The 24,705-nt window shown below is 63.0% G+C and carries 23 protein-coding genes; 20 read left to right on the top strand and 3 right to left on the bottom strand.

The features are described 5' to 3' along the window. Positions 1–15 precede the first annotated feature (15 nt). The 7 genes from AFIDRAFT_RS16315 (at position 16) to AFIDRAFT_RS16285 (ending at position 8,717) form a co-directional block, all read left to right on the top strand. Positions 16–1,407: a pyruvate dehydrogenase complex E1 component subunit beta gene (locus AFIDRAFT_RS16315; protein WP_009340712.1), complete on the top strand. Its 1,392-nt coding sequence runs from the start codon at positions 16–18 to the stop codon at positions 1,405–1,407. 15 nt (positions 1,408–1,422) lie between these two features. Next, the gene (locus AFIDRAFT_RS16310) at positions 1,423–2,778 is read left to right on the top strand and encodes a pyruvate dehydrogenase complex dihydrolipoamide acetyltransferase (protein ID WP_009340711.1); all 1,356 of its coding nucleotides are present in this window, start codon (positions 1,423–1,425) and stop codon (positions 2,776–2,778) included. A gap of 28 nt (positions 2,779–2,806) precedes the next feature. Further along, positions 2,807–3,220, top strand: coding sequence for a hypothetical protein (locus AFIDRAFT_RS16305; protein WP_009340709.1), 414 nt, complete (start codon positions 2,807–2,809; stop codon positions 3,218–3,220). Positions 3,221–3,252: 32 nt separating this feature from the next. After that, positions 3,253–4,053, top strand: a complete 801-nt coding sequence (locus AFIDRAFT_RS16300) for an SGNH/GDSL hydrolase family protein (RefSeq protein ID WP_009340707.1) — start codon at positions 3,253–3,255, stop codon at positions 4,051–4,053. A 63-nt stretch (positions 4,054–4,116) separates the two neighbouring features. After that, the gene (lpdA, locus tag AFIDRAFT_RS16295; protein WP_009340705.1) at positions 4,117–5,535 is read left to right on the top strand and encodes a dihydrolipoyl dehydrogenase; all 1,419 of its coding nucleotides are present in this window, start codon (positions 4,117–4,119) and stop codon (positions 5,533–5,535) included. 655 nt (positions 5,536–6,190) lie between these two features. Beyond that, positions 6,191–7,915, top strand: a complete 1,725-nt coding sequence (gene ilvD, locus AFIDRAFT_RS16290) for a dihydroxy-acid dehydratase (RefSeq protein WP_009340701.1) — start codon at positions 6,191–6,193, stop codon at positions 7,913–7,915. After that, positions 7,902–8,717, top strand: coding sequence for a tetratricopeptide repeat protein (locus AFIDRAFT_RS16285; protein WP_009340698.1), 816 nt, complete (start codon positions 7,902–7,904; stop codon positions 8,715–8,717). Before ilvD ends, AFIDRAFT_RS16285 begins: the two co-directional genes overlap by 14 nt. Before the next feature lie 107 nt (positions 8,718–8,824). Here AFIDRAFT_RS16285 and xth read toward each other — a convergent pair whose 3' ends face one another. Both xth and erpA read right to left on the bottom strand, forming a co-directional pair. After that, positions 8,825–9,607, bottom strand: coding sequence for an exodeoxyribonuclease III (xth, locus tag AFIDRAFT_RS16280; protein WP_009340696.1), 783 nt, complete (start codon positions 9,605–9,607; stop codon positions 8,825–8,827). 8 nt (positions 9,608–9,615) lie between these two features. Then, positions 9,616–9,945 (bottom strand): iron-sulfur cluster insertion protein ErpA, encoded by a 330-nt coding sequence (erpA, locus tag AFIDRAFT_RS16275; RefSeq protein WP_009340694.1) that lies wholly within the window; start codon positions 9,943–9,945, stop codon positions 9,616–9,618. 95 nt (positions 9,946–10,040) lie between these two features. On the opposite strand from erpA, the gene AFIDRAFT_RS16270 reads away from it, so the two are divergent. The 12 genes from AFIDRAFT_RS16270 to surE all read left to right on the top strand — a co-directional run bounded on the left by AFIDRAFT_RS16270 (position 10,041) and on the right by surE (position 23,403). After that, on the top strand, positions 10,041–11,246 hold the full coding sequence (locus AFIDRAFT_RS16270) for a deoxyguanosinetriphosphate triphosphohydrolase (protein ID WP_009340692.1): 1,206 nt from the start codon (positions 10,041–10,043) through the stop codon (positions 11,244–11,246). Between the two features lie 50 nt (positions 11,247–11,296). Further along, entirely contained in the window at positions 11,297–13,090 is a 1,794-nt protein-coding gene (gene argS, locus AFIDRAFT_RS16265; protein ID WP_009340690.1) for an arginine--tRNA ligase, read from the top strand. 103 nt (positions 13,091–13,193) lie between these two features. Then, on the top strand, positions 13,194–14,750 hold the full coding sequence (locus tag AFIDRAFT_RS16260) for an SPOR domain-containing protein (RefSeq protein WP_009340688.1): 1,557 nt from the start codon (positions 13,194–13,196) through the stop codon (positions 14,748–14,750). Positions 14,751–14,797: 47 nt separating this feature from the next. After that, entirely contained in the window at positions 14,798–15,820 is a 1,023-nt protein-coding gene (gene nagZ, locus AFIDRAFT_RS16255; protein WP_009340686.1) for a beta-N-acetylhexosaminidase, read from the top strand. Continuing rightward, positions 15,817–16,650 (top strand): segregation and condensation protein A, encoded by an 834-nt coding sequence (locus tag AFIDRAFT_RS16250; RefSeq protein ID WP_009340685.1) that lies wholly within the window; start codon positions 15,817–15,819, stop codon positions 16,648–16,650. Before nagZ ends, AFIDRAFT_RS16250 begins: the two co-directional genes overlap by 4 nt. Before the next feature lie 21 nt (positions 16,651–16,671). Further along, positions 16,672–17,427, top strand: coding sequence for an SMC-Scp complex subunit ScpB (gene scpB / locus AFIDRAFT_RS16245; RefSeq protein ID WP_009340683.1), 756 nt, complete (start codon positions 16,672–16,674; stop codon positions 17,425–17,427). A 105-nt stretch (positions 17,428–17,532) separates the two neighbouring features. Next, positions 17,533–19,302 carry a cytochrome c biogenesis protein DipZ gene (locus AFIDRAFT_RS16240; RefSeq protein WP_009340681.1) on the top strand — a complete coding sequence of 590 codons (1,770 nt, stop codon included), beginning with the start codon at positions 17,533–17,535 and terminating at the stop codon, positions 19,300–19,302. Positions 19,303–19,473: 171 nt separating this feature from the next. After that, positions 19,474–19,713, top strand: coding sequence for a twin-arginine translocase TatA/TatE family subunit (locus tag AFIDRAFT_RS16235; RefSeq protein ID WP_009340680.1), 240 nt, complete (start codon positions 19,474–19,476; stop codon positions 19,711–19,713). A 58-nt stretch (positions 19,714–19,771) separates the two neighbouring features. Further along, entirely contained in the window at positions 19,772–20,218 is a 447-nt protein-coding gene (tatB, locus tag AFIDRAFT_RS16230) for a Sec-independent protein translocase protein TatB (protein WP_009340679.1), read from the top strand. After that, the gene (gene tatC / locus AFIDRAFT_RS16225) at positions 20,215–21,042 is read left to right on the top strand and encodes a twin-arginine translocase subunit TatC (RefSeq protein ID WP_009340678.1); all 828 of its coding nucleotides are present in this window, start codon (positions 20,215–20,217) and stop codon (positions 21,040–21,042) included. Before tatB ends, tatC begins: the two co-directional genes overlap by 4 nt. 131 nt (positions 21,043–21,173) lie before the next feature. Beyond that, the gene (gene serS, locus AFIDRAFT_RS16220) at positions 21,174–22,634 is read left to right on the top strand and encodes a serine--tRNA ligase (RefSeq protein WP_009340677.1); all 1,461 of its coding nucleotides are present in this window, start codon (positions 21,174–21,176) and stop codon (positions 22,632–22,634) included. Between the two features lie 4 nt (positions 22,635–22,638). Beyond that, a complete protein-coding gene (gene surE, locus AFIDRAFT_RS16215) occupies positions 22,639–23,403 on the top strand; it encodes a 5'/3'-nucleotidase SurE (RefSeq protein WP_009340676.1) in 765 nt (254 codons plus the stop codon). Positions 23,404–23,405: 2 nt separating this feature from the next. On the opposite strand, the gene AFIDRAFT_RS16210 is transcribed toward surE, so the two are convergent. After that, positions 23,406–23,783, bottom strand: coding sequence for a response regulator (locus AFIDRAFT_RS16210; protein ID WP_009340675.1), 378 nt, complete (start codon positions 23,781–23,783; stop codon positions 23,406–23,408). Between the two features lie 160 nt (positions 23,784–23,943). On the opposite strand from AFIDRAFT_RS16210, the gene AFIDRAFT_RS16205 reads away from it, so the two are divergent. Then, a complete protein-coding gene (locus tag AFIDRAFT_RS16205; RefSeq protein WP_009340674.1) occupies positions 23,944–24,597 on the top strand; it encodes a protein-L-isoaspartate(D-aspartate) O-methyltransferase in 654 nt (217 codons plus the stop codon). Positions 24,598–24,705: the final 108 nt, after the last annotated feature.

Genomic DNA, 24,705 nt, shown 5'->3' with positions numbered 1-24,705 from the left:
CGCGAGCACCCGACCATGCCGATTCAAGTATTGATGCCCGCGCTCTCGCCCACGATGGAGAAGGGCAACCTTGCCAAGTGGCTGAAGAAGGAAGGCGATACCATCAAGTCCGGTGACGTCATCGCCGAGATCGAAACCGATAAGGCGACGATGGAAGTCGAGGCGACCGACGAAGGCACGCTCGGCAAGATCCTCGTGCCGGAAGGCACCGCCGATGTCGCCGTCAATACGCCGATCGCCACTATTCTGGCCGATGGTGAAAGCGCCGCCGATCTTGGCAAGGCGCCTGCCGCACCGGCACCCGCCCCGAAGGCGGACACAGCTCCAGCCGCAGCGCCTGCACCGGCTGTGCCGAAATCGGATGCCGCGCCTGCCGCACCGGCGAATCAGGCCGCGCCCGATCCCGACATTCCGGCCGGCACCGAAATGGTGACGATGACGGTGCGCGATGCGTTGCGCGATGCCATCGCCGAGGAAATGCGCCGCGATGAAGACGTCTTCATCATGGGTGAGGAGGTCGCCGAATATCAGGGCGCCTACAAGATCACGCAGGGCATCCTGCAGGAATTCTCGGCGCGGCGCGTGATCGATACGCCGATCACCGAACACGGCTTCGCGGGCGTCGGCATCGGTGCGGCGATGGCAGGGCTGAAACCGATCGTCGAATTTATGACGTTCAACTTCGCCATGCAGGCGATCGACCAGATCGTCAACTCGGCCGCCAAGACGCTCTACATGTCCGGCGGGCAGATGGGGTGTTCGATCGTGTTCCGTGGCCCGAACGGCTCGGCGGCGCGCGTCGCGGCCCAGCACAGCCAGGACTATGCGGCGTGGTATTCGCAGATTCCGGGCCTCAAGGTGATCGCGCCTTACACGGCGGCCGATGCGAAGGGTCTGCTGAAGGCCGCGATTCGTGACCCGAACCCCGTGATCTTCCTCGAGCACGAAATTCTTTACGGCCAGAGCTTCGAAGTGCCGAAGCTCGACGACTACGTGCTGCCGATCGGCAAGGCGCGCATCGCACGCACCGGCCAGCACGTCACGCTGATCTCGTGGTCGCATGCGATGACGTGGACGCTGAAGGCGGCGGAAGAACTCGCCAAGGAAGGCATCGAGGCCGAGGTCATCGATCTGCGCACCATTCGTCCGATGGATACCGAGACACTGATCGCCTCGGTGCAGAAGACCGGACGCGCCGTGGTCGTCGAGGAAGGCTGGCAGCAGTCCGGCGTCGGCTCCGAGATCGCCGCACGGCTGATGGAGCATGCGTTCGATTATCTCGATGCGCCGGTCGCGCGGGTGTCGGGCAAGGACGTGCCGATGCCTTACGCGGCCAATCTTGAAAAGCTCGCATTGCCGACGGTGGAGGAAGTTGTCGCCGCCGCCAAAGCCGTCTCATACCGCTAAGGGCAGGGTCCGGTCATGCCGATCAACATTCTGATGCCTGCTCTGTCGCCGACGATGGAAAAGGGCAACCTCGCCAAGTGGCTCAAGAAAGAGGGCGACAAGGTTTCCTCCGGCGATGTGATAGCGGAGATCGAGACCGACAAGGCGACGATGGAAGTCGAGGCGGTGGATGAGGGCACCATCGCGAAAATCCTGGTGCCGGAGGGCACCGCCGACGTGCCGGTCAATCAGGTGATTGCCGTGCTCGCTGGTGAGGGCGAGGACGTGAAGGCCGCCGCGAGCGGTGGTGGCGCATCCGCTCCGCCGCCGAAGGCAGCGGAAGCACCGAAAGCCGCTGAAGCGCCGAAGCCTGCCGCTGCTCCTGCGCCCGCACCGGCTGCAAAGCCGACGGCATCTGCCGCGCCAGCGCCAGCCGCGCCACAGGCTGCCCCGGTTCAAAACGGCGCACGTACGTTTTCCTCGCCGCTGGCGCGCCGTCTTGCGAAGGAAGCGGGCATCGATCTGTCGCGCGTCACCGGCACTGGCCCGCATGGCCGCGTCGTCGCCCGCGACATCGACGAGGCGAAGTCCGGCAAGGGCTTGAAGCCTGCCGCCGCCGGTAGCGGTGCTGCGCCATCCTACACGCCGGGTCCGAGCGATGCGCAGATACTGTCGCTGTTCAACAAGGACAATTACGAGGCGGTGCCGCACGATCAGATGCGCAAGGTGATCGCGCAGCGCCTGTCGGCGTCCGACCGCGACGTGCCGCAATACTACCTCACCTGCGATTGCGATATCGGCAAGCTCGTCGCCGCGCGCGAGGAGATCAACGGCCTTGCGCCAAAGGACAAAGACGGCAAGCCGGCCTACAAGCTCTCGGTCAACGATTTCGTCATCAAGGCTCTGGCGATGGCGTTGCAGCGCGTGCCTGACGCCAACGTGACCTGGACCGACGAGGCGATGCTGCGCCACAAGGTGTCGGACGTCTCGGTCGCGGTGTCGATTCCGACCGGGCTGATCACACCGATCATCCGCAGCGCGCATGCGAAGTCGGTGGCGACGATTTCCAACGAGATGAAGGATCTCGCCGCGCGCGCCAAGGCACGCAAGCTCAAGCCCGAGGAATATCAGGGCGCGAGCACGGCGGTGTCGAACCTCGGCATGTACGGCATGAAGCAGTTCACCGCCGTCATCAACCCGCCGCAGTCGACCATTCTCGCGGTCGGCATGAGCGAGGAGCGGCCGGTGGTGCGGAACGGCAAGATCGAGATCGCGACCATCATGACGGTGACGCTGACCTGCGATCATCGCGCGATGGACGGCGCGCTCGGCGCGCAGCTTCTCAGCGCCTTCCGCCTGCTGATCGAAAACCCGGTCATGATGGTGGTGTGAGGCGTACGCCTCGCACCCTGAGATACTCATGAAGTTTTTCGGCACGATCATTCTTGCAGCCACCGTTTCCGCGCTCCTCGGGGGCGTGGCGACGGTCGCTCTGCAGTCGCTTGCGGCCTGCTGGCATGGCGGCTGCGCTCTTAGCGGCACGCAGCAGCTCGCGCTGATGCCGTTCTATGCGGCCCTTGGTGCTATCGTGTTCGCTGTCGCCGCGACGCGGAAGCAATGGCGCGAGGCCGTCTTCTATGCGCTGCGGCTGCTGATGCTGATCCCGGTCGTGCTTATCATCGTCGGCTTTGCGGCGGGGGCATCGCCCCGCGCCCATGCGAAATTCGAATTCGGTAACGTGTTGTTGCTTTCGATTCCATTCTGGGTCGTGATCGTCTCGCAATGGTGGCTGGTGCGCCGCGCGCTCGTCTTGCGTGAGGCCGTACGTTCGTAACGGGTTATCTTGTCGCAAAGGTGAGGTCGGCAATGCTGCGGAACGGTCGGTGGCTGCTGGCAGCCATTCTTGCACTGTCATTCACCGCCGCGAACGCGCAGGTGAAACCGAAGGTCGCCGAACTCGATGAGGTGCCGAGGACGGTTCTCTACATCGGCAACAGCTTCTTTTATTACAACAACAGCCTGCACAATCATGTGCTGAAGCTGGCAAATGCCGCCGATCCGGCTGCGCATTACAAGGCGACCTCCGCAACGATCAGCGGCTCAGGACTGAACTGGCACGATGTGGAGTCGCTCTTTTCGACCGATGGCATGGCATCCTATTCGTTCGTTGGCGACAACGAAGTCGTCATGAACACGCGTAACAAGAAGTTCGACTTGGCGATCATGATGGATTGCAGCCAGTGTCCGGTGCATCCGCAGCTCAAGTCGCTGTTCGGTGAGTCGGTGGCGAAGGATGCCGCGATCGTGCGCAAGCATGGTGCCGATCCAGTGCTGTTCATGTCGTGGGCATATGCCGACAAGCCGGAGATGACCGAGCAACTGGCAGAGGCCTACACCACCGCCGGCAACGACAACAACATGCTGGTGATCCCTGCCGGTCTCGCGTTCGCCCGCGCCAGGAAGGAGCGGCCCGATCTTGTCCTCAATGTCGAGGACAAGCGGCACCCGACGCTCGCAGGCACCTATCTCGCGGCCTGCACGGTACTGGCGTCGGTCTACAATCGCTCGCCCGTCGGCAATTCTTATCGCGCAGGCCTCGACGACAAGACCGCAGCCTTCTTGCAGAGTGTCGCGTGGGAGACGGTGCAGGACTATTACAAAAAGTAAGGCGCGTGTTGCGCCATCGCTTATTCTTCTCGATGATGTGCCTTGTGGCGAACGGAGCATTTTATGGTTGATACCTCATTCGACGTCGTTGTGATCGGCTCTGGCCCCGGCGGCTATGTCACCGCCATTCGCGCCGCCCAACTCGGCTTCAAAACCGCGATCATGGAGAAGCAGCATCTCGGCGGCATCTGCCTCAACTGGGGATGTATCCCGACCAAGGCGCTGCTGCGCTCGGCGGAAATCTACCACTACATGCAGCACGCCAAGGATTACGGCCTGTCCGCCGAGAAAGTCGGCTACGACGCCAAGGCCGTGGTGCAGCGCTCGCGCGGCGTCTCCAAGCGCCTCAATGACGGCGTCGGCTTTCTGATGAAGAAGAACAAGATCACCGTGATCTGGGGCGAGGCGACGATCGATGCGCCTGGCAAGATCACGGTGAAGGGTGGCAGCGCCGATGCACCGAAGGGCGTGCTCGGTGCGGGCAGTTATCAGGCCAAGCATATCATCGTCGCGACCGGCGCGCGTCCGCGCGTGCTGCCGGGGCTTGAGCCGGACAAGAAACTGGTCTGGACCTATTTCGAGGCGATGGTGCCCGAGAAGATGCCGAAGTCGCTGCTGGTGGTCGGCTCCGGCGCGATCGGCATCGAGTTCGCCTCGTTCTATCGCACCATGGGCGCGGAGGTGACGGTGGTCGAAGTGCTGCCGCAGATTCTGCCGGTCGAGGACGCGGAGATCGCAGGGCTTGCGCGCAAGCAGTTCGAGAAGCAGGGCATCCGCATCCTCACCGGTGCGAAGGTCACCAAGCTCGACAAGAAGACCGACAGCGTCACCGCCACCATCGAGGCTGGTGGCAAGACCGAGCAGATCACCGCCGAGCGCGTGATCTCGGCGGTGGGCGTCGTCGGCAACATCGAGAACCTCGGGCTTGAGAAGCTCGGCGTAAAGACCGACCGCGGCTGCATCGTGATCGACGGCTACGGCAAGACCAACGTGCCGGGCATCTACGCCATCGGCGACGTCGCGGGCCCGCCAATGCTCGCGCACAAGGCCGAGCATGAAGGCGTGATCTGTATCGAAGCGATCAAGGGCCTGCACCCGCATCCGATGGACAAACTTCTGATTCCCGGCTGCACCTATTGCCATCCGCAGGTGGCTTCCGTCGGCCTGACCGAGGCCAAGGCGAAGGAGGCGGGCAAGGATATCCGTGTCGGCCGCTTCCCCTTCGTCGGCAACGGCAAGGCAATCGCGCTCGGCGAGGATCAAGGTCTCGTCAAGGTGATCTTCGATAAGAAGACAGGTCAGCTTCTCGGCGCGCACATGGTCGGCGCGGAGGTCACCGAGTTGATTCAGGGCTACGTGGTGGCGATGAACCTCGAGACCACCGAGGAAGAGTTGATGCACACCATCTTCCCGCATCCGACTCTGTCGGAGATGATGAAGGAAGCGGTGCTCGACGCCTATGGCCGCATGCTGAACATGTAAAATTGTAACTGCCCCCGGCGAAGGAGCGGACGTGCGCGGGGGTGGCGTCAAAACGGTCTGGGCCCGGGCGGTAGTTTTGACCGGCCTATCCTCCAGCGTCCTGGGCGAGCCCGTTCTTGTCGCCGAAAACTGCCGGGAGCCAGAGACCGGGACCCGGCACATCCCGCTATTTTCACCACCCCTGAGCATGGCTGTCACCGGTGCCGGGCGGCTTCAATTCTATGCGGCGCCCGATGTCGTTGCCCGATAAGCGGCGTCTTCGTCATCCCGCAGGGCGCCCTGATCGCCTATGCCCAGTCTGCCGATGGCTGGTCATCCGTGATGTATTTGAACCCGAGAACCGGCGAGAGCGTCTCCGGCTGGGTCAGATCGGCCCGGTTGAAGGCGACAGGCACCGTCGGTCCGCGATGACGGCGGCACGCTGCACCGCACGCGGGCGGGTGGTTTTGGCGCAACAAATGTTGCGAAGCCGCCACAGTTTTTGAACATTTAACCCTCGTCGTAGTAAGCCCTTGCGCGCGCCGCGATTTGGCCACACGCGTCCATGAAATCGTGTTCATGTAGCGTGGATGCAGTGATCCGCCGCGTGACGATTGCGAAAGCCCGCTTTTTCAGGGGTTTTGAGCGAAAGGGCTGCCGCGGCGAAGGTTTTGAGATGGACGCGAAGACCAACATCAAGTCGAGACTGCCCAGCCGCCATGTGACGGAGGGTCCGACCCGCGCTCCGCATCGCTCCTACCTATATGCCATGGGCCTCACCACCGAGCAGATCCACCAGCCGTTTGTCGGCGTGGCGACCTGCTGGAACGAGGCCGCGCCCTGTAACATTTCGCTGATGCGCCAGGCTCAAGCCGTGAAGAAGGGCGTCGCCTCCGCTGGCGGCACTCCGCGCGAGTTCTGCACCATTACCGTCACCGACGGCATCGCTATGGGCCATGAGGGCATGCGTTCCTCGCTGCCGTCACGTGAGGTGATCGCCGATTCCGTCGAGCTGACCATCCGCGGCCATTCCTACGACGCGCTGATCGGGCTCGCCGGCTGCGACAAGTCCTTGCCCGGCATGATGATGGCGATGTGCCGCCTCAACGTGCCGTCGATCTTCATCTATGGCGGCTCGATTCTGCCCGGCAATTTCCGGGGGCAGCAGGTCACTGTGCAGGACATGTTCGAGGCGGTCGGCAAGCACTCGGTCGGCGAGATGTCGGACGCCGACCTCGACGAAATCGAGCGTGTGGCGTGCCCCTCGGCGGGCGCCTGCGGCGCGCAGTTCACCGCCAATACCATGGCGACCGTCTCCGAGGCCATTGGCCTCGCGCTGCCGTATTCGGCCGGTGCGCCTGCGCCTTACGAAATCCGCGATTCCTTCTGCTCCGCCGCTGGCGAGAAGGTCATGGAACTGATCGCCAAGAACATCCGCCCGCGCGAGATCGTGACCCGCAAGGCGCTGGAAAACGCCGCGGCCGTCGTCGCAGCCTCCGGCGGCTCGACCAACGCGGCGCTGCATTTGCCCGCCATCGCCCACGAGTGCGGCATCGAATTCGACCTGTTCGACGTGGCTGAAATCTTCAAAAAGACACCTTATGTCGCGGATTTGAAACCGGGCGGCCGTTATGTAGCCAAAGACATGTTCGAAGCTGGCGGCATCCCGCTGCTGATGAAAACGCTCCTGGATCACGGCTTCCTGAACGGCGACTGTCTGACGGTCACCGGCCGGACGATTGCCGAAAATCTGGCCAGCGTGAAATGGAATCCGCATCAGGATGTGGTGCGCCCCGCCGACAAGCCGATCACGGTGACCGGTGGCGTCGTGGGCATGAAGGGCAACCTCGCTCCCGATGGCGCGATCGTGAAAGTCGCTGGAATGTCCGTTCTGAAATTCACCGGGCCTGCGCGCGTCTTCGATTGCGAAGAGGACGCGTTCGAGGCCGTGGACAAACGGACCTACAAGGAAGGCGAGGTCATCGTCATCCGTTACGAGGGCCCCAAGGGCGGCCCCGGTATGCGCGAAATGCTCGCCACCACGGCTGCGCTTTACGGGCAGGGGATGGGCGCCAAGGTTGCGCTCATCACGGACGGCCGCTTCTCCGGTGCCACGCGCGGCTTCTGTGTCGGGCATGTCGGTCCCGAGGCTGCGGTCGGGGGCCCGATCGGCCTTATCCAAAATGGGGATATCATCGAACTTGATGCCGAGGCCGGCACACTCAATGTGAAATTGAGCGACGCCGAACTGGCCGAGCGGCGCAAGGCCTGGAAACCGCGCGAAACCGGCACGGGTTCCGGGGCACTCTGGAAATACGCCCAACAGGTTGGACCTGCGATCAAGGGCGCGGTGACCCATCCAGGACGGGCGGGTGAGAAGAGTTGCTATGCGGATATTTAAGGGTGGCGTCATTGTTGCGTGTGCGACCGTCGCCGTTTTTGCGATGACGCGGACCTATGCCTTTGACGGAACGGTCGATCCCGACAGCGCGTCGGCGCCGCTCGGAGCGGTGACCACGTCTTCCGGCGTCGCGGTGGTGAAGAAGACCCTGCCTCCGAACAGCAATGCACTGACCGCCCTGCAATATGCCGCCGAGGACGGGCACGCTGCGGCACAGTGGAAGCTCGGCAAGATGTTTGCCGATGGCGTGGGTGTTGAGCGCAACGATCTGCGCGCCTTCGATTACTTCAGCCGGATCGCCAACCAGCACGCCGAGGATAGCCCGGGTGCGCCGCAGGCCAATATCGTGGCCAATGCATTCGTGGCGCTTGGGCGCTACTACACCACGGGTATCGCCAATTCCAACATCAAGCGCGACCCAGAGCGGGCGCGGGAGATGTTCTCCTACGCCGCGTCATATTTCGGCAGCGCCGAGGCGCAATACAGCCTCGCCCGGATGTATCTGGAAGGCAAAGGCATCCAGCGCGATGTGAAGTACGGCGTGCGCTGGCTCGGTCTTGCCGCGCACAAGGGCCAGCATGAAGCGCAGGCGCTGCTCGGCCAGATGTTGTTCAATGGCGATCATTTGCAGCGGCAGGCCGCGCGCGGCCTGATGTGGCTGACGCTCGCACAGGAAAGCGCCACGCCGGACGAGAAATGGATTCACCAGAGCTACAATGAGGCGCTTGCGAAGGCCTCGGAAGACGACCGCGCCATGGCCCTGCAGATGTTGCAGCGCTGGGTGCAGGGCCGCCGCGACTGATCTGTCATTCCGGACATAGCGCTCCTGCACGATGATCCGGAATCCCGCGCCGGCACCTTGAGATTCCGGGTTGGCTCGGTTCACTCGCGCCCCGGAATATCCCTTATCTAGAAATCCAGATCCGCCCACACCGGCACATGGTCCGAGGCTTTTTCCCAGCCACGCACATGCTTGTCGATGCCGGCGGCTTTGAGGCGGTCGCTCGCGGGCGGCGACATCAAGAGGTGGTCGATGCGGATGCCGTTGTTCTTCTGCCAAGCGCCAGCTTGATAATCCCAGAACGTGTACTGCCGTGGCGCGTCTGAGGTCGCGCGGAAGGCGTCCGTCAGACCGAGATTGAGCAGCGTCTGAAATTTGTCGCGGGTCTGCGGCAGGAACAGCGCGTCTTCAAGCCAGGCCTGCGGATTGTAGACGTCGGCGGGGGTCGGGATGACGTTGAAATCCCCCGCAAGCACGAACGGTTCTTCCGACTTCAGCCGCTCGCGCGCATATTCGATCAGCCGGTCCATCCATCGCAGCTTGTACGGATATTTTTCCGTGTTCACGGGATTGCCGTTCGGCAGATACAGACAGGCAAGGCGGAAGGTGCCGTCCTTGTGCGACACGACGCCTTCGAGAAAGCGGGCGTGAAGGTCCTCGGGATCACCCGCGAGCTGCGGCCTGGTTTCTTCGAAGCGATATTTCGACAGCAGCGCGACGCCATTGAAGGTCTTCTGCCCGTGCGTCACGACATTGTAGCCGAGCGCTTCGATCGGCTCGCGCGGAAATGCCTCATCGAGGCATTTGATTTCCTGCAGGCAGACGAGATCGGGCTCGCGCTCTTTGAGCCATGTCAGCAGATGGTCGAGGCGCTGGCGCACCGAGTTGACGTTCCATGTCGCGATGCGCATGGGCGGCGTCAGATCGAGAAGCTGGTGCCGCAGCCGCAGGAAGCGGTGGCGTTCGGATTGTTGACGCGGAACGAGGCGCCGATCAGGTCGTCGACGAAGTCGAGTTCGGAGTCCGCGAGGAACGGAGCCGAGGAGGGGTCGACCAGCACCACGGCGTTGTCGCGCACGATCACCAGATCATCTTCGGCCTGGGTCTTGTCGATGTCGAACTTGTACTGGAAGCCGGAGCAACCGCCGCCCTCAACGCTGATGCGTAGCTTGGCGCCGTCGCCTTCGCCCTTGAGGATTTCGCCGATCCGCCGCGCCGCCCGCTCGGAAATTGTCACATTCGCGGTCACGTCCGCTCTCCCTCAGAATCCGAAAGTTTGAATCTGTTCCTGTCCATAGTTAAGTACTCGCCACGCCAGAATCAAACGCCAAAGGAGCGTCCCCAATGTCCGTGGGACGGGCGGCGCCTGCCGCACCTTACCGCTGCGACCCCGATTTGAGCCGCGGCCGCCGCTTCAATGAGCCGCCGAGCCGCCACCGCAGCGCCTTCCGCCGCGATTGCGACCGGGTGATCCATTCGACCGCGTTCCGCCGCCTCAAGCACAAGACGCAGGTGTTCATCTTCCATGAGGGTGACCATTACCGCACCCGGCTGACCCACTCTCTGGAAGTGGCACAGATCGCCCGTGCGCTGGCACGCCAATTGGGGCTGGACGAGGACCTGACCGAAACGCTGGCGCTGGCGCACGACCTCGGCCATCCGCCTTTCGGCCATGCCGGGGAGCGCGCGCTCGATGCCTGCCTGAAGGATCACGGCGGATTCGACCACAACGCGCAGTCGCTGCGCGTGGTCACTTCGCTCGAGCGCCGCTATCCGGCCTTCGACGGGCTGAACCTCACCTGGGAATCGCTCGAGGGTATCGTCAAGCACAACGGCCCGCTAATGGGTCGCGACGGCAAACCGCTCGGGCCTTATGCGGCTCATGGCCTGCCGATCGGGATCACAAACTACAACGCCTCGCATGACCTTGAATTGTCGTCCTACGCCTCGCTGGAGGCGCAGGTCGCGGCGATCTCCGACGACATCGCCTACAATGCTCATGACATCGATGATGGTCTGCGCGCGGGCCTGTTCACTATCGCCGACCTCAACGCCATTCCGCTGATCGCCGATCTCAATGGACGGATCGTTTCGCGTTTCCCTGGCATCGACGAGGCGCGACACGGGGCCGAACTCGTACGAGAGCTGATCTCGTACTGGATCGAATCCGCGTTCTCCGAGACGATGTGGCGGATCGCGGGGGCCGCGCCCCAAACCGTGGAGAACGTGCGCCATGCTGATGGCCCGCTTGTCGCCTTCAACCCGAAGGCGAGGGCGGCGGAGCAGGCGATCAAGGCTTTCCTGTGGGAGCACATGTACCGCCACGAACGGGTGGTGCGGGTGATGACGGAAGCCGAGGGTGTCGTCGCCGACCTGTTCGAGCGCTACAGCCGCCACCCGGATGACCTGCCTGCCGACTGGGCGCATGGGGATGTGGACGGCGACGAGGAGGCGGCGAGGCGGATCGGCAATTTCATCGCCGGAATGACCGACCGCTATGCCATCACCGAGCACCAGCGCCTCTTTGACTCGACCCTCGAATTGCGTTAGGCGCGCAGGGGAATTTGGCCGATTATGGCCGCCGTTACAGGAGATTCGCGTTGTCCGTCCCGACCCATCCAGCCCATCTTTTTGCAGACATTCTGGGCCGGGTTCATGGCGTCTGCCGCGATCTGATGACCGAGGGCGTGCTGCCGGAGGGCATTGATCTGTCGCGCATCGTGGTCGAGCCGCCCAAGGACGCGACCCATGGTGATATGGCGACCAACGCGGCCATGGTGCTTGCCAAAGAGGCCAAGGTGAAGCCGCGTGATCTCGCCGACAGGATCAGCGACAAGCTGCGCACTGATCCGCTGGTGCTGGCAGTAAGCGTCGCGGGGCCGGGCTTCATTAACCTGACGCTGAAGAACGAGGCGTGGTTCGAGGCGCTGCGCACGGTGCTGCGCACGGGCGAAGGCTATGGCCGCTCGCACGTCGGTGCGGGTGAGAAGGTCAACGTCGAATACGTCTCCGCCAACCCGACCGGGCCGATGCATGTCGGCCACTGCCGGGGTGCCGTGTTCGGTGACGCGCTCGCGACGTTGCTGGCGTCGGCGGGCTATGCGGTCACGAAGGAATATTACATCAATGATGCCGGCGCGCAGGTCGATGTGCTCGCGCGGTCGGCGCACCTGCGCTATCGCGAGGCGCTGGGTGAGACCATCGGTGAGATTCCGGAAGGGCTTTATCCCGGCGATTACCTGAAGCCGGTGGGCGAGGCGCTTGCGCGCGAGTATGGCGACAAGCTTGTGAAGCAGCCGGAGGCAGAGTGGCTGCCGCTGGTGCGCGACAAATCCATCGGGATGATGATGGAGATGATCCGGGGCGATCTCGCGGCCCTCAACATCAAGCATGACGTGTTCTTCTCGGAGCGCTCGCTGATCGCGGGCGGGACCGATCAGGTCGGCGCGACCATCGCGGGCTTGCGTGCGAAGGGCGATGTCTATGAAGGCCACCTGCCGCCGCCAAAGGGCGCGCCGGTCGAGGATTACGAGGACCGCGAGCAGACGCTGTTCCGTGCGACCGCGTTCGGCGACGACGTCGATCGCCCGCTGAAGAAGTCGGACAACTCCTACACCTATTTTGCCTCCGACATCGCCTATCACAAGAACAAGTTCGACCGCGGCTTCCGCAACATGGTGGACGTGTGGGGCGCTGACCATGGCGGCTACATCAAGCGCGTGCAGGCGGCAATCAAGGCGGTGACGGCGGGCGAGGGCGAACTCGACGTCAAGATCGTCCAGCTCGTGCGGCTGTTGCGCAATGGCGAGCCTGTGAAAATGTCGAAGCGCGCCGGGGACTTCGTGACGCTGCGTGAAGTGGTGGATGAAGTCGGTTCCGACGCCGTGCGCTTTATGATGCTGTTCCGCAAGAACGACGCGGTGCTCGATTTCGATCTCGCCAAGGTGCTGGAACAGTCCAAGGACAATCCGGTGTTCTATGTGCAGTACGGCCACGCGCGGGGGCATTCGGTGTTCAAGAACGCCCGTGCCACGGTTCCCGATTTGCCCGAGGATGACGGCAAGCGGCGCGCCTATCTCGGCTCGGCCGAGGTGGAACGGCTTAACGACCCGGTCGAATTGTCGCTGATCCGGCAGCTTGCCTTGTTCCCGCGCACGCTGGAATCCGCCGCGCTGGCCCACGAGCCGCACCGCATCGCGTTTTATCTCTATGATCTTGCAAGCGAGTTTCACGCACTCTGGACCAAGGGCCGGGATGCGCCTCATTTACGCTTCATTATGGAGAATGATGCTGGAATTACCACCGCGCGACTTGCCTTGGTTCAAGGCGTCGTCTCGGTTCTGGCATCTGGCCTCGCCGTCCTCGGCGTCCATGCTCCGAACGAGATGCGATGAAGGTGGCTGTCTGTCCACACGGGGATGACGTGGCGGCAGCCAGGAACGGCAAACTGGATTATGTTGCGTGAGTCTGCCGTCTCCGCAGGGGATGCGAGATCACATGTCTGATCGTTACCGTGATAGGCCGTTTCCGCCCGATGATCGGGATTATAACCATGCGCCTCATCAGCAGGGCGCGGACGACCCGCTGGCGGAACTTGCCCGCCTGATCGGCCAGACCGATCCATATTCCAGTTTTGGCCGCCATGCGGCCCAGCCCGCTCCCGCTCATGAGGAGCCGGCTTACGACGATCAGCCCGATCCGCACGACGATATGGCCTACGATCCTCACCACGACGATCCGCCGCTGCCGTCATGGATGCGCCCGCGCGATCCTGCACCGCAGCCCGCGCCCGCGCGCGACGATTACAACTATCCAGCCACAACGTCCGAGCACACCTACAATCGCCATTCGGGCTACAGGCTCGGCTATGAGGTGTCGCGGTTCGATTCTCAGCAGGAAGCGGACGCCTCCTACGCAGAGAGCGGCCAGAACCATTACGATGATGGCGGTTATCGCCAGGATGCTTATGGGCGAGCCGCTTATGGGCAGGGCACTTACGCGCAGGATGGTTATGCTCAAGGCGGCTATGACCAGAGCCAGTATGGTCAGGGTCGGGACCGTTACGATCAGGTTCTTTACGGCGAGCAGCCCCTTCAGCGGCAGGGTGGTGCGCCTTATGCCGCCTACGATCAGGGCTATGACGAAGATGCCTACGATCAGCACTATGCGGACGAGTCGGAGCAGCCGAAACGCCGCGGTGGCATGATGACGGTTGCGGCCGTGCTCGCGCTGGCCGTGCTCGGCACCGCGGGGGCTTATGCCTATCGCTCGATCGCAGGTTCGCCGCGCAGCGGGGAGCCTCCGGTCATCAAGGCCGACTCCAGCCCGAACAAGGTCATTCCCGAAAGACAGGCGAGCGAGAAACAGATTTACGATCGCGTCGGCGACAAGTCCGGCGAGCGGATGGTATCGCGCGAGGAGCAGCCGGTGGATGTTGATGCCCGTTCCGGCGGGCCACGCGTGGTATTCCCGCCGCTGACCCAGAATCCGTCGCCGCCGTCCGGCGCCTCGGTTTCGCCTGCGGTTCGCCCCACCGGGCCAGGGGTCGCCAACGGAACCTTGAGCGGGGAGGTCCCGCGCCGGATCCGTACGGTCAGCATCCGCCCGGACCAGACCGACGCGACCTCGCAGACGAATGCGGCCCCGCCGCCTGCGCCCGCGCCGGTTCAATCGACACCGGCAAGGGCTCCGGCGCCTGCTCCTTCCAACGCGCCGCTCGCTCTTTCGCCTCAGGCGGTCCCTCAGGCCACTGAGACGCGCTCGCGCGTCGCTTCGCTGGCGGCCCCAGCGGGCGTGCCCACGGCGTCCGGCTCCTACGTGCAGGTCTCCTCGCAGCGCTCGGAAGCCGATGCAATGACCTCCTACAAGGTGCTGCAGGGCAAATATCCGGGTATCCTCGGTTCGCGTCATCCGACTGTGCGCCGCGCGGATCTCGGCTCCAAGGGGGTCTACTACCGCGCCCTCGTGGGCCCGTTCGCCTCGACCGAGGAGGCCACCCATTTCTGCGTGAACCTGCAATCGGCAGGGGGTAAGTGCATCGTCCAGAGGAATTAGCGGCCGTTTCCTTGACCCTTGAGGCGGCCACGGGCTAATCGCCCCTGATGGCCGTCCGTGCTTTCATTACCGGCATCTCCGGCCCCGTCCTGACCGACGGGGAACGCGCATTCCTGCGCGCGGAACAGCCGTGGGGCTTCATTCTATTCAAGCGGAACGTCGAGAACCCGGCGCAAGTTGCTGCACTGGCTGCAGAGTTACGCGCCGCCGTGGATCGCCCCGACGCACCCGTGCTGATTGATCAGGAAGGTGGACGGGTGCAGCGGCTCGGCCCGCCGCATTGGCCGCGTTATCCGGCCGGGGCTGTGTTTGGTGCATTGTATGACCAATTGCCAGAAAAGGGCCTGCGGGCGGCCTGGCTGTCGTCGCGCCTGATCGCGGCCGATCTCGCTGCGCTCGGTATCAGCGTCGACTGCCTGCCGCTGGCCGACGTACCGGTGGCCGGGGCCGACGCGGTGATCGGTGATCGCGCCTACGGCACCACCCCTGCGAAGGTTGCAACCATCGCGCGAGCGGTCGCGGATGGATTGCGTGATGGTGGTATCCTACCTGTCTTGAAACACATTCCCGGCCATGGCCGCGCCACCGCGGACAGCCACCTGCGGCTGCCGACCGTTGATACGCCACGCGCGGAACTGGAACGCACCGATTTCGTGGCATTTTCGCAGCTTTCGGATCTGCCGATGGCGATGACCGCACATGTTGTGTTTAGCGCCCTCGATGCCGCCCAACCGGCGACCACTTCTGCGACAATCATTGCTCAAGTGATTCGCGGCGCGATGAACTTCCAAGGCTTGCTGATGAGCGATGACGTCTCGATGAATGCGCTGAACGGCTCGATCGCCGAGCGCACCCGCGCGAGCCTCAGGGCGGGGTGCGACGTCGCGCTTCATTGCAACGGCAAGATGGACGAGATGCGCGCGGTGGCAAGTGAGGCACCCGTACTCGCGGGCGAGGCGCTGCGACGGGCCGACCGTGCGCTGGCCGCCCGTAGGCCGTCGCAGCCGTTCGACCGCGACAGCGGCCGCGCGGAGCTTGATGAACTGATCGCACAGGCGGGGATCGCATGAGCGCCGAGATTTTATCCTTCGAGACCGGGCAGCCTGCCGTCAGCGCCGAGCGCGCACAGGACGAGCCGGCGCTGGTTGTCGATGTCGAGGGCTATGAAGGCCCGCTCGATCTTCTGCTTGCGCTCGCCCGCCAGCAGAAGGTCGACCTCGCCAAGATTTCCATTCTGGCGCTGGCCGACCAGTATCTGGTTTTCATCGAGGCGGCCCGCAAGCTGCGGCTCGAACTTGCCGCCGATTATCTGGTGATGGCGGCGTGGCTTGCGTATCTCAAATCGCGCCTGTTGCTGCCCGAACCGCCGACGCCCGATGGGCCGAGCGCCGAGGACATGGCGAGCGCGCTCGCCAATCGCCTGCGCCGCCTCGAACAAATTCGCGAAGCCGCTAACCGTCTGATAACGCGCCCGCAATTCCGCCGCGACATCTTCCCGCGCGGGCTGCCGGAGCAGATTGCGCAGATCAAGCATCCGCAGTGGAATGCGACGCTTTATGATTTGCTGTCGGCCTATGCCGCGCAACGCCAGCAGCATGTGCTCGCGAGCGTGCATCTGGCGCGGCGCACAGTCTGGTCGCTCGCAGAAGCGCGTGCTTCGCTGGAGCGGCTTGTCGGCGTCGCCGAGGACTGGAGCAGGCTCGACGAATATCTCGTGTCCTATGTGATCGATCCCTCGCAGCGCGCCACGGTGATGGCCTCGAGCTTCGCGGCGGCGCTCGAACTGGTGCGCGAAGGCATCGTCGATATTCACCAGCAGAACGCGTTCGCGCCGATCTATTTTCGTAAGCATGCGGCCGCCGGGCAGGGTGCACCCGAACCGCAAGCACCGGTCGAGTAAGTGGAAGAAGGAGACTCCGTCATGGCCACCAATCTGGCTACCAAACCCGTCGAGGACACCGATCCCTCGCACGAGACGGCCGAATCCTCGCCCGAGACGGCTGTGCGCCCCGAGGAGTTGCGTCTTCTCGAAGCGATGCTGTTCGCCTCCACCGAGCCGCTCGATGTGGCTTCGCTCGCCAGGCGCCTGCCGGAGGATGCGGACGTGAAGGCGCTGCTCGAACAGTTGCAGGCCGATTACGCGATGCGCGGCGTCAACCTCGTGCGCGTCGCCAACAAGTGGACGTTCCGCACCGCCGCCGACCTGTCGTGGCTGATGACGCGCGAGAGCACCGAGACGCGGCGCCTGTCGCGTGCCGCGATCGAGACGCTCGCGATCATCGCCTATCACCAGCCGGTGACGCGCGCCGAGATCGAGGAAATCCGTGGCGTCATCACCTCGAAGGGCACGATTGACGTGCTGCTGGAGACGGGCTGGATTCGTCCGCGCGGTCGCCGCAAGACGCCGGGCCGTCCGCTGACCTTCGGTACCACTGAGGCATTCCTGTCGCAGTTCAGCTTGGAGCAGTTGGGCGATCTGCCGGGGCTCGACGAATTGAAGGGTTCTGGTCTGCTCGATACCCGCCTGCCTACTGGCTTCAGCGTGCCGTCGCCGTCTGACGATCCGGCGCTGCGCGACGATGAAGAGCCGCTGGAATCGGGCGACGAGCTGCAACTGACGCTGGCGCCGATCCCGGACCCGGAAGAGCCCAATTCCGGGGAATCCACGGGAGCGTGATCGGGTTCGCGTGTAACGCGCGCCGTCTCACCCGCGTAGACCTGTCGAAGCCCGTGACGGATGTGATGCCGTGATGGGCCCGTGCGATCAACGCGAGTCCTGAAAATGCTTCTTTTCGTCCTGGCCTATCTCGGCGGCGTGCTGACCATCATCAGCCCCTGCATTCTCCCCGTTTTGCCGTTTGTGTTTGCGCGAGCCGACCGGCCGTTTCTCAAGAGCGGCCTGCCGATGCTGATTGGCATGGCGCTGACGTTTGCCGCCGTCGCGACGCTCGCGGCCGTGGCCGGCGGATGGGCGGTCGCGGCCAATGAATATGGCCGGATCGCGGCCCTGGTGCTGCTGGCCTTGTTCGGCATCGCGCTGTTGTTTCCCGCCATCGCGGATCGCGCAACGCAGCCGCTGGTCGCGCTCGGCGGGCGGCTGTCGCAATCGGCGGACGGCTCGGGCGGCTTTTTGCCGTCGCTGCTGCTCGGTGTCGCGACAGGGTTACTGTGGGCGCCATGTGCGGGGCCGGTGCTGGGATTGATCCTGACCGGCGCGGCGCTACAGGGCGCCAATGTCCAGACCACCTTCCTGCTGCTCGCCTATGCGGCGGGTGCGGCGACATCGCTTGCGCTGGCGCTGTTGATTGGCGGGCGTGTGTTCACGGCGATGAAGCGCTCGCTTGGTGCTGGCGAATGGGCGCGGCGCGGCCTCGGCGCGCTGGTGCTTGTCGCTGTCGCCGCCATCGCGCTCGGTGTCGACACCAACTATCTCACCAATGTCTCGCTGGCGCAGACCTCCGCCGTCGAACAGGCGCTGATCGACAAATTGCGCGGGCCGGACAACACCGCGATGGCTCCCGCGGGCGGAGCGATGCAGCCCAACCCGTCGATGATGAAGGCGAATGCGCCACAAGAGAGCGCCGGCGCGTTGCCGGTGGAAGGCCAGCTTCCTTCGCTCGACGGCGCGGTGGAATGGTTGAACTCGAAGCCGCTGACGGCGGAAGCCTTGCGCGGCAAGGTGGTGCTGGTCGATTTCTGGACCTATTCGTGCATCAACTGCCTGCGTACCATTCCCTATGTCCGCGCCTGGGCGGAGAAGTACAAGGACGATGGCCTCATGGTGATCGGCGTGCACACGCCGGAATTCGCTTTCGAAAAGCAGCCGGCCAATGTCAAAAAGGCGCTGGGCGATCTGAAGATCAACTATCCCGTCGCGATCGACAACAATTACAGCATCTGGCGCGCGTTCAATAACATGTACTGGCCCGCGCATTACTTCATCGACGCTCAGGGCCGCATCCGTCACCATCATTTCGGCGAAGGTGAATATGCCAAATCCGAGGAGGTGATCCGGCAGTTGCTGCGCGAGGCGGGAAAGAATGTTCCCGAGCAGCGGGTGGATGTGCGCGGCACCGGCGCGGAAGCGGCGCCAGACATGGCCAACATCAAATCGCCGGAGACCTATCTCGGCTACGACCGCGCGGAGAATTTCATGTCGCCGGGCGGCGTGGCGCGGGACGAAAGCCACGATTACGAGGCGGGGGTGCTCAAGCTGAACGACTGGTCGCTTGCGGGAAAGTGGACCGTCGATCCCGAGAATGTCGCGCTTGATGCGGCGGGGGGTGCGATCCGCTACCGTTTCCATGCCCGCGACCTGCATCTCGTGCTCGGGCCTGGAATGGACGGCAAGCCCGTCCGTTTCAAGGTGACCGTCGATGGCGCCAGTCCTGGGGCGGATCATGGCGTCGATACCGACGCCAACGGCGAAGGAATTGTGACCGAACAGCGGCTCTATCAGCTTGTCCGCCAGCAAGGCGAGGTGCGCGACCGGGCTTTTGAAATCCAGTTCCTCGATCCCGGCGTGCAGGCCTTTGCCTTCACCTTTGGTTGAAGGAGGGGCGCGTTTTTCTGTCCTGATTTTAACGATCCGGGCAATGAGGGCCGCCGAAACGCGGCCTGAACGTCGCAATCCGGCTTAAGTCCTTGTTTTCGGACCTTCCAACGCCTAGGTTCGAGGCCAATTGGCCGGTCCAGCCGGCAAAGCGTTCAGGTGGAGGACACTATGGGTTCGATGAGCATTTGGCACTGGATCGTCGTCATCGGCGTGGTCCTTCTGTTGTTCGGTCGCGGCAAGATTTCCGACCTGATGGGCGACGTCGCGCAGGGCATCAAGGCCTTCAAGAAGGGCATGGCTGACGACGACAAGCCGGCCGAGAAGTCCGAGCCGGTTAAGACCATCGACAGCACCACGACGCCGCAGGCGAACGCGCAGCGCCATGATGTCGGCAGCAACGCCGTCTGAGCGACGCCGGACTTAAATCGCGACAGCGAAGCGGCGCTCACGCGAAGCGGAATGATTCATGTTCGACATCGGGTGGAGTGAACTGGTCGTCATCGGCGTGGTTGCGCTGATCGCCATCGGTCCGAAAGAACTGCCCGGCGTATTGCGTATGATCGGGCAGTGGGTCGGCAAGGCCCGCCGCATGGCGTCCGACTTCCAGGGCCAGTTCAACGAGGCGATGCGTGAGGCCGAAATGGCCGACATCAAGAAGTCGTTCGACGACATCAGCGCCGCATCGCGCGATCTGCACCCGACGAAACTGCTGGCCTCGCTGGAAGAACATGCCCGCGAGCGTGAGCAGGAAGAACAACGCACCGCGCAGGCTACCTCCGATACGCCTGTTTCCGAACCTGCGCCGCCCGAACCGACCGAGACGGCAGCAACGCCTGTCGAAGGACAGGCGCCCGCGCTGATGAAAGAGACCCCAGACGCGCCGCCCACCGCGCCGGAATCCAAAGCCTCATGAGCGCCGAAGACATCGAATCCAGCAAGGCGCCATTGATGGAGCACCTGATCGAGCTGCGTTCGCGGCTCATCAAGGCGCTGCTCGGCTTCGCCCTCGCTTTCATCCTTTGCTTCGTGTTCGCCAAGCAGATTTACAACGTGCTGGTGTGGCCGTTCGTGTGGGTCGCGGGGCCGGAGAATTCGAAATTTATCTACACGGCGCTGCTGGAATATTTCATCACCCAGCTCAAGCTCGCGCTGTTCGGTGCGGGATTCATCTCGTTTCCGATCGTGGCGACCCAGATCTACAAATTCGTGGCGCCCGGCCTCTACAAACATGAACGCGGCGCGTTCCTGCCATATCTGATCGCGACCCCGATCTTCTTCGTGCTCGGCGCGCTGCTGGTCTATTTCCTCGTGCTGCCGATGCTGATCCGCTTCTCGCTCGGCATGCAGCAGATGGGCGGCGCGGAGACGGCGCAGATCGCGCTCCTGCCCAAGGTCGGCGAATATCTGTCGCTGATGATGTCGCTGGTGTTTGCCTTCGGCGTCGCGTTCCAGTTGCCGGTGGTGCTGACGCTGCTCGGGCGCATCGGGGTGCTGACGGCGGCGCAACTGCGGAGCAAGCGGCGGTATTTCATTGTCGTCGCTTTTATCATCGCGGCGGTCCTGACGCCGCCCGACGTCATCAGTCAGGCCTCGCTCGCGGTACCACTCCTGATCCTCTACGAGGGCTCGATCATCGCTGTCTCGATTGTCGAGAAGAACGTGGCCAAGCGAAAGGCGGCCCAGACGCCGCCGGAAGCGCCGTCCGAGACGCCGCCAGCGCTGCCGCCGGCTGAATAAGACCCGGCCTGTCTGCTTTGCTATTCTTGCGGAAACCCCTGCGATTCGGGCTTCCGCGCGCCGCCGAGTTGTTCTAACCCCACCGTATTCTGACAGCCGCGGCCACTTCCGGCCTGCGACGGATATCCGCCATGCATGACATTCGATCCATTCGCGACAATCCTGCCGCCTTTGATGCGGCCCTGAAGCGCCGGGGGCTCGAGCCGCTGTCGGCTTCGCTGCTCGCGATCGACGAGAGGCGGCGCGGCGCCATTCAGGAGGCCGAGCAGGCGCTGGCGCGGCGCAATGCAGCCTCGAAGGAAATCGGCGAGGCGAAGAAAAATAAGGACGCCGCGCGTGCCGATACGCTGATGGCCGAGGTTGCCACCCTCAAGGTAAAGCTGCCGGAGCTGGAAGCTGCGGCGAAGCAGTCTGAGGATGAGCTGAAAACCGTGCTTGCGCAGATTCCGAACCTGCCACTCGATGAAGTGCCGGATGGTGCCGACGAGCACGGCAACGTCCAGCATCACATCTATGGTGCGGCGCGCAGCTATTCGTTCAAGCCCAAGGAGCATGTCGAGCTTGGCGAAGGCCTCGGCTTCATGGATTTCGAGACGGCAGCGAAACTCTCGGGCGCGCGCTTTGTCGTTTTGAAGAAGGGGCTGGCGCGGCTTGAACGTGCCATCGGCCAGTTCTTCCTTGACGTGCATACCGGCGAGCATGGCTACGCCGAAGTCAATCCGCCGCTTTTGGTGCGCGACGATGCGATGTTCGGCACCGCGCAGTTGCCGAAGTTTGAAGATGACCAATTTTTTGCTGCTCCAGGCTCTTTCAATATTCGTAAATTGGTCGAAATTCTTGAAAGAGAAGCAATCGATCACGAAATTGATGCCGCGCCTTTCTCGTTAGCAAAGCTAGGCGCGATTTTCGATTTTAATAATGCAAGCGAAAGAGCAAAAACACTCTTGGCAGAAATGGTGGAGGATAGTCGCGTGCGCCGTTGGCTCATTCCCACCGCCGAAGTGCCGCTGACGAATCTCGTTCGCGAATCCATCCTCGATGAAAAAGAATTGCCGATGCGCCTGACCGCGCTTACGCCGTGCTTCCGTGCGGAGGCGGGGGCTGCGGGGCGCGACACGCGCGGCATGATCCGCCAGCACCAGTTCACCAAGGTCGAACTCGTCTCGATCACGACACCGGAAGAGTCGAAGAACGAGCACGAGCGCATGCTGTCTTGCGCTGAGGAAGTTCTGAAGCGCCTCGGCCTGCATTACCGCGTGATGACGCTGTGCACCGGCGACATGGGCTTCGCGTCACAAAAGACCTACGACATCGAAGTCTGGATGCCGGGGCAAGGCGAGAACGGCATGTACCGCGAAATCTCATCCTGCTCGGTGTGCGGCGATTTTCAGGCGCGGCGCATGGATGCGCGCTATCGCGGGTCCGACAACAAGCCGCGCTTCGTACACACGCTGAACGGCTCGGGCACGGCGGTCGGCCGCGCGCTGATCGCGGTGATGGAAACTTATCAGCAGGAAGACGGCTCGATCGCGGTGCCGGACGTGCTGCAACCTTACATGGGCGGTCTGAAGGTGATCGCGAAGGATAATTGAGACGATGCGCATTCTCTGCACGAACGACGATGGCATTCACGCGCCGGGCATCAAGGTCAATGAGGAGATCGCACGGCAATTGTCGGACGATGTCTGGATTGTGGCTCCCGAGCTCGATCAGTCGGGCGTGTCGCATTCGCTGTCGTTGAACGATCCGCTGCGGTTGCGCGAGATCGACGACCGGCATTTCGCCGTGCATGGCACGCCGACCGATTGCGTCATAATGGGCTCGCGCCATGTGCTGCCGGGCTGGCCGGATGTGGTGATCTCCGGCGTCAACAAGGGGCGCAATGTCGCGGAGGACGTTGTCTATTCGGGCACCATTGCGGGCGCGCTGGAAGGCACCATTCTCGGTCTGCCGTCATTCGCGTTGTCGCAGGAATTCGGCGGCCGGGAAAACCGCAACAAGCCGATGTGGGATGTCGCGCGCGCTTATGGCGCCGACATCATCCGCAAGGTGATGAAGCTCGGCGTGCCGCACGATACCGTCATCAACATCAATTTTCCCGCGTGCCGCCCCGAAGAAGTGAAGGGCATCCTGGTGGCGCGGCAGGGCAAGCGCAATCAGGGATTTTTGCGTATCGATGGGCGCGAGGATGGTCGCGGCAATCCGTATTACTGGATTGGCTTCCAGGCTTTCGAGAAAATCGATCCGCCGGGTGAGGGCACGGATCTGGCCGCGCTCGATGACAACTACGTTTCGGTCACGCCGCTTCGGCTCGACCGCACCGATGTCATGTTCGCGGAAGAATTGAAGACGTTGTTCTGAAGTTACGCGGCTTCGCCGCGCAGCGTGACCTCGATCATCTTCGCCAGCGTTTCCATCTGGAATGGCTTCTGAAGCGCAGGGCGGTCGCGGAATTTTTCCGGCAATCCCTGCACGCCATAGCCGGTGGCGAATACGAACGGACGATTGCGCATCTGCACGGCTTCGGCGACCGGAGAGATCACCTTGCCGTTGACGTTGACGTCGAGAATGGCGATGTCGAAATTGGTGCACTGAACGAGACGCACAGCTTCATCGATATCGCCTGCCTCGGCGGCGACATGATAGCCGAGTTCCTCGAGCATGTCGGAGACCATCATCCTGATCATGACTTCGTCTTCGACCAGGAACACAGATCGACGCCGTTCGCCGCTGCTCGCCATTCCATCCCCGCCTGCCGGACCGGTACGATCCGCGGGCAGGATCATAAGAGGGTTTCAGCAGTTCGTCACCTGTTCTTGTTCCATTGGCTAAATGGAAAGTAGGCAAAAACCATTACTGACGGAGAATCCGATATAACCTATGTTTATCGGATGGAAGATGATGGCAGCGTCAGGGCAATCTGGGCGGGAGAAGCTCAACTTTCAGCTATCTTTGCGGCGACGCGGGATCAGCGACCAGACGGTGCTGCGCGCGCTGGAAGACGTGCCGCGTGATCTATTTGTCGATCCGCGCGACAAGGAATTTGCCTACGCGGACACCGCTCTTGGCATCGCCTGCGGCCAGACCATCAGCCAGCCTTACGTTGTCGCCTACATGACGGAACAGTTGCGGACGCATCCGCGACACCGCGCGCTCGAGATTGGCACTGGTTCCGGCTATCAGGCGGCGGTGCTGTCGCGCCTGTGCCGGATTGTCGTGACGGTGGAGCGTTATCGCACGCTGGTGGATGCGGCGCGGCGACGCTTCGCATCACTCGGTTACGACAACATCGAGGTCGTGTTCGGCGACGGATACGACGTACCGGAGACGCAGGGCACTTTCGACCGCATCCTCGTGACGGCGGCAATGGATGCAATTCCGGACTCGTTGACGGAGCGGCTGGAGCCGGGCGGTATTCTGATTGCGCCGGTCGGTCCGCAGAATGGCGCGCAGCAACTCGTGCGGCTACGCAAGACCGAGGCGGGGATCGTGCGCGATGATCTGATCCCGGTGCGCTTCGTTCCCGCGCTCAGGGGACTTGCGAAAGAGCTGTGAGGCTGGAACCCGGCTTGCTACGAAAATAGTAACCATAAATTCCCGCTACCCCTTTGTGTTCAAGGGCATGCGCGATGCTTAAAGGGTTATTTACTGCACGGCTGTTTA

This window comes from Afipia sp. 1NLS2 (genome assembly GCF_000178995.1).
GTDB lineage: Bacteria > Pseudomonadota > Alphaproteobacteria > Rhizobiales > Xanthobacteraceae > Afipia.
The sequence above is the reverse complement of the archived record's forward strand: the minus strand, read 5'-3'. Positions and strand labels throughout refer to the sequence as shown.

Excerpts from the sequence above, each read along its gene's own strand:
- AFIDRAFT_RS16315 (WP_009340712.1), top strand. The coding sequence starts at position 16 with ATGCCGATTCAAGTATTGATGCCCGCGCTCTCGCCCACGATGGAGAAG.
- AFIDRAFT_RS16310 (WP_009340711.1), top strand. The coding sequence starts at position 1,423 with ATGCCGATCAACATTCTGATGCCTGCTCTGTCGCCGACGATGGAAAAG.
- AFIDRAFT_RS16305 (WP_009340709.1), top strand. The coding sequence starts at position 2,807 with ATGAAGTTTTTCGGCACGATCATTCTTGCAGCCACCGTTTCCGCGCTC.
- AFIDRAFT_RS16300 (WP_009340707.1), top strand. The coding sequence starts at position 3,253 with ATGCTGCGGAACGGTCGGTGGCTGCTGGCAGCCATTCTTGCACTGTCA.
- lpdA (WP_009340705.1), top strand. The coding sequence starts at position 4,117 with ATGGTTGATACCTCATTCGACGTCGTTGTGATCGGCTCTGGCCCCGGC.
- ilvD (WP_009340701.1), top strand. The coding sequence starts at position 6,191 with ATGGACGCGAAGACCAACATCAAGTCGAGACTGCCCAGCCGCCATGTG.
- AFIDRAFT_RS16285 (WP_009340698.1), top strand. The coding sequence starts at position 7,902 with ATGCGGATATTTAAGGGTGGCGTCATTGTTGCGTGTGCGACCGTCGCC.
- xth (WP_009340696.1), bottom strand. The coding sequence starts at position 9,607 with ATGCGCATCGCGACATGGAACGTCAACTCGGTGCGCCAGCGCCTCGAC.
- AFIDRAFT_RS16270 (WP_009340692.1), top strand. The coding sequence starts at position 10,041 with ATGTCCGTGGGACGGGCGGCGCCTGCCGCACCTTACCGCTGCGACCCC.
- AFIDRAFT_RS16260 (WP_009340688.1), top strand. The coding sequence starts at position 13,194 with ATGTCTGATCGTTACCGTGATAGGCCGTTTCCGCCCGATGATCGGGAT.
- nagZ (WP_009340686.1), top strand. The coding sequence starts at position 14,798 with ATGGCCGTCCGTGCTTTCATTACCGGCATCTCCGGCCCCGTCCTGACC.
- AFIDRAFT_RS16250 (WP_009340685.1), top strand. The coding sequence starts at position 15,817 with ATGAGCGCCGAGATTTTATCCTTCGAGACCGGGCAGCCTGCCGTCAGC.
- scpB (WP_009340683.1), top strand. The coding sequence starts at position 16,672 with ATGGCCACCAATCTGGCTACCAAACCCGTCGAGGACACCGATCCCTCG.
- AFIDRAFT_RS16240 (WP_009340681.1), top strand. The coding sequence starts at position 17,533 with ATGCTTCTTTTCGTCCTGGCCTATCTCGGCGGCGTGCTGACCATCATC.
- AFIDRAFT_RS16235 (WP_009340680.1), top strand. The coding sequence starts at position 19,474 with ATGGGTTCGATGAGCATTTGGCACTGGATCGTCGTCATCGGCGTGGTC.
- tatB (WP_009340679.1), top strand. The coding sequence starts at position 19,772 with ATGTTCGACATCGGGTGGAGTGAACTGGTCGTCATCGGCGTGGTTGCG.
- tatC (WP_009340678.1), top strand. The coding sequence starts at position 20,215 with ATGAGCGCCGAAGACATCGAATCCAGCAAGGCGCCATTGATGGAGCAC.
- serS (WP_009340677.1), top strand. The coding sequence starts at position 21,174 with ATGCATGACATTCGATCCATTCGCGACAATCCTGCCGCCTTTGATGCG.
- surE (WP_009340676.1), top strand. The coding sequence starts at position 22,639 with ATGCGCATTCTCTGCACGAACGACGATGGCATTCACGCGCCGGGCATC.
- AFIDRAFT_RS16210 (WP_009340675.1), bottom strand. The coding sequence starts at position 23,783 with ATGGCGAGCAGCGGCGAACGGCGTCGATCTGTGTTCCTGGTCGAAGAC.
- AFIDRAFT_RS16205 (WP_009340674.1), top strand. The coding sequence starts at position 23,944 with ATGGCAGCGTCAGGGCAATCTGGGCGGGAGAAGCTCAACTTTCAGCTA.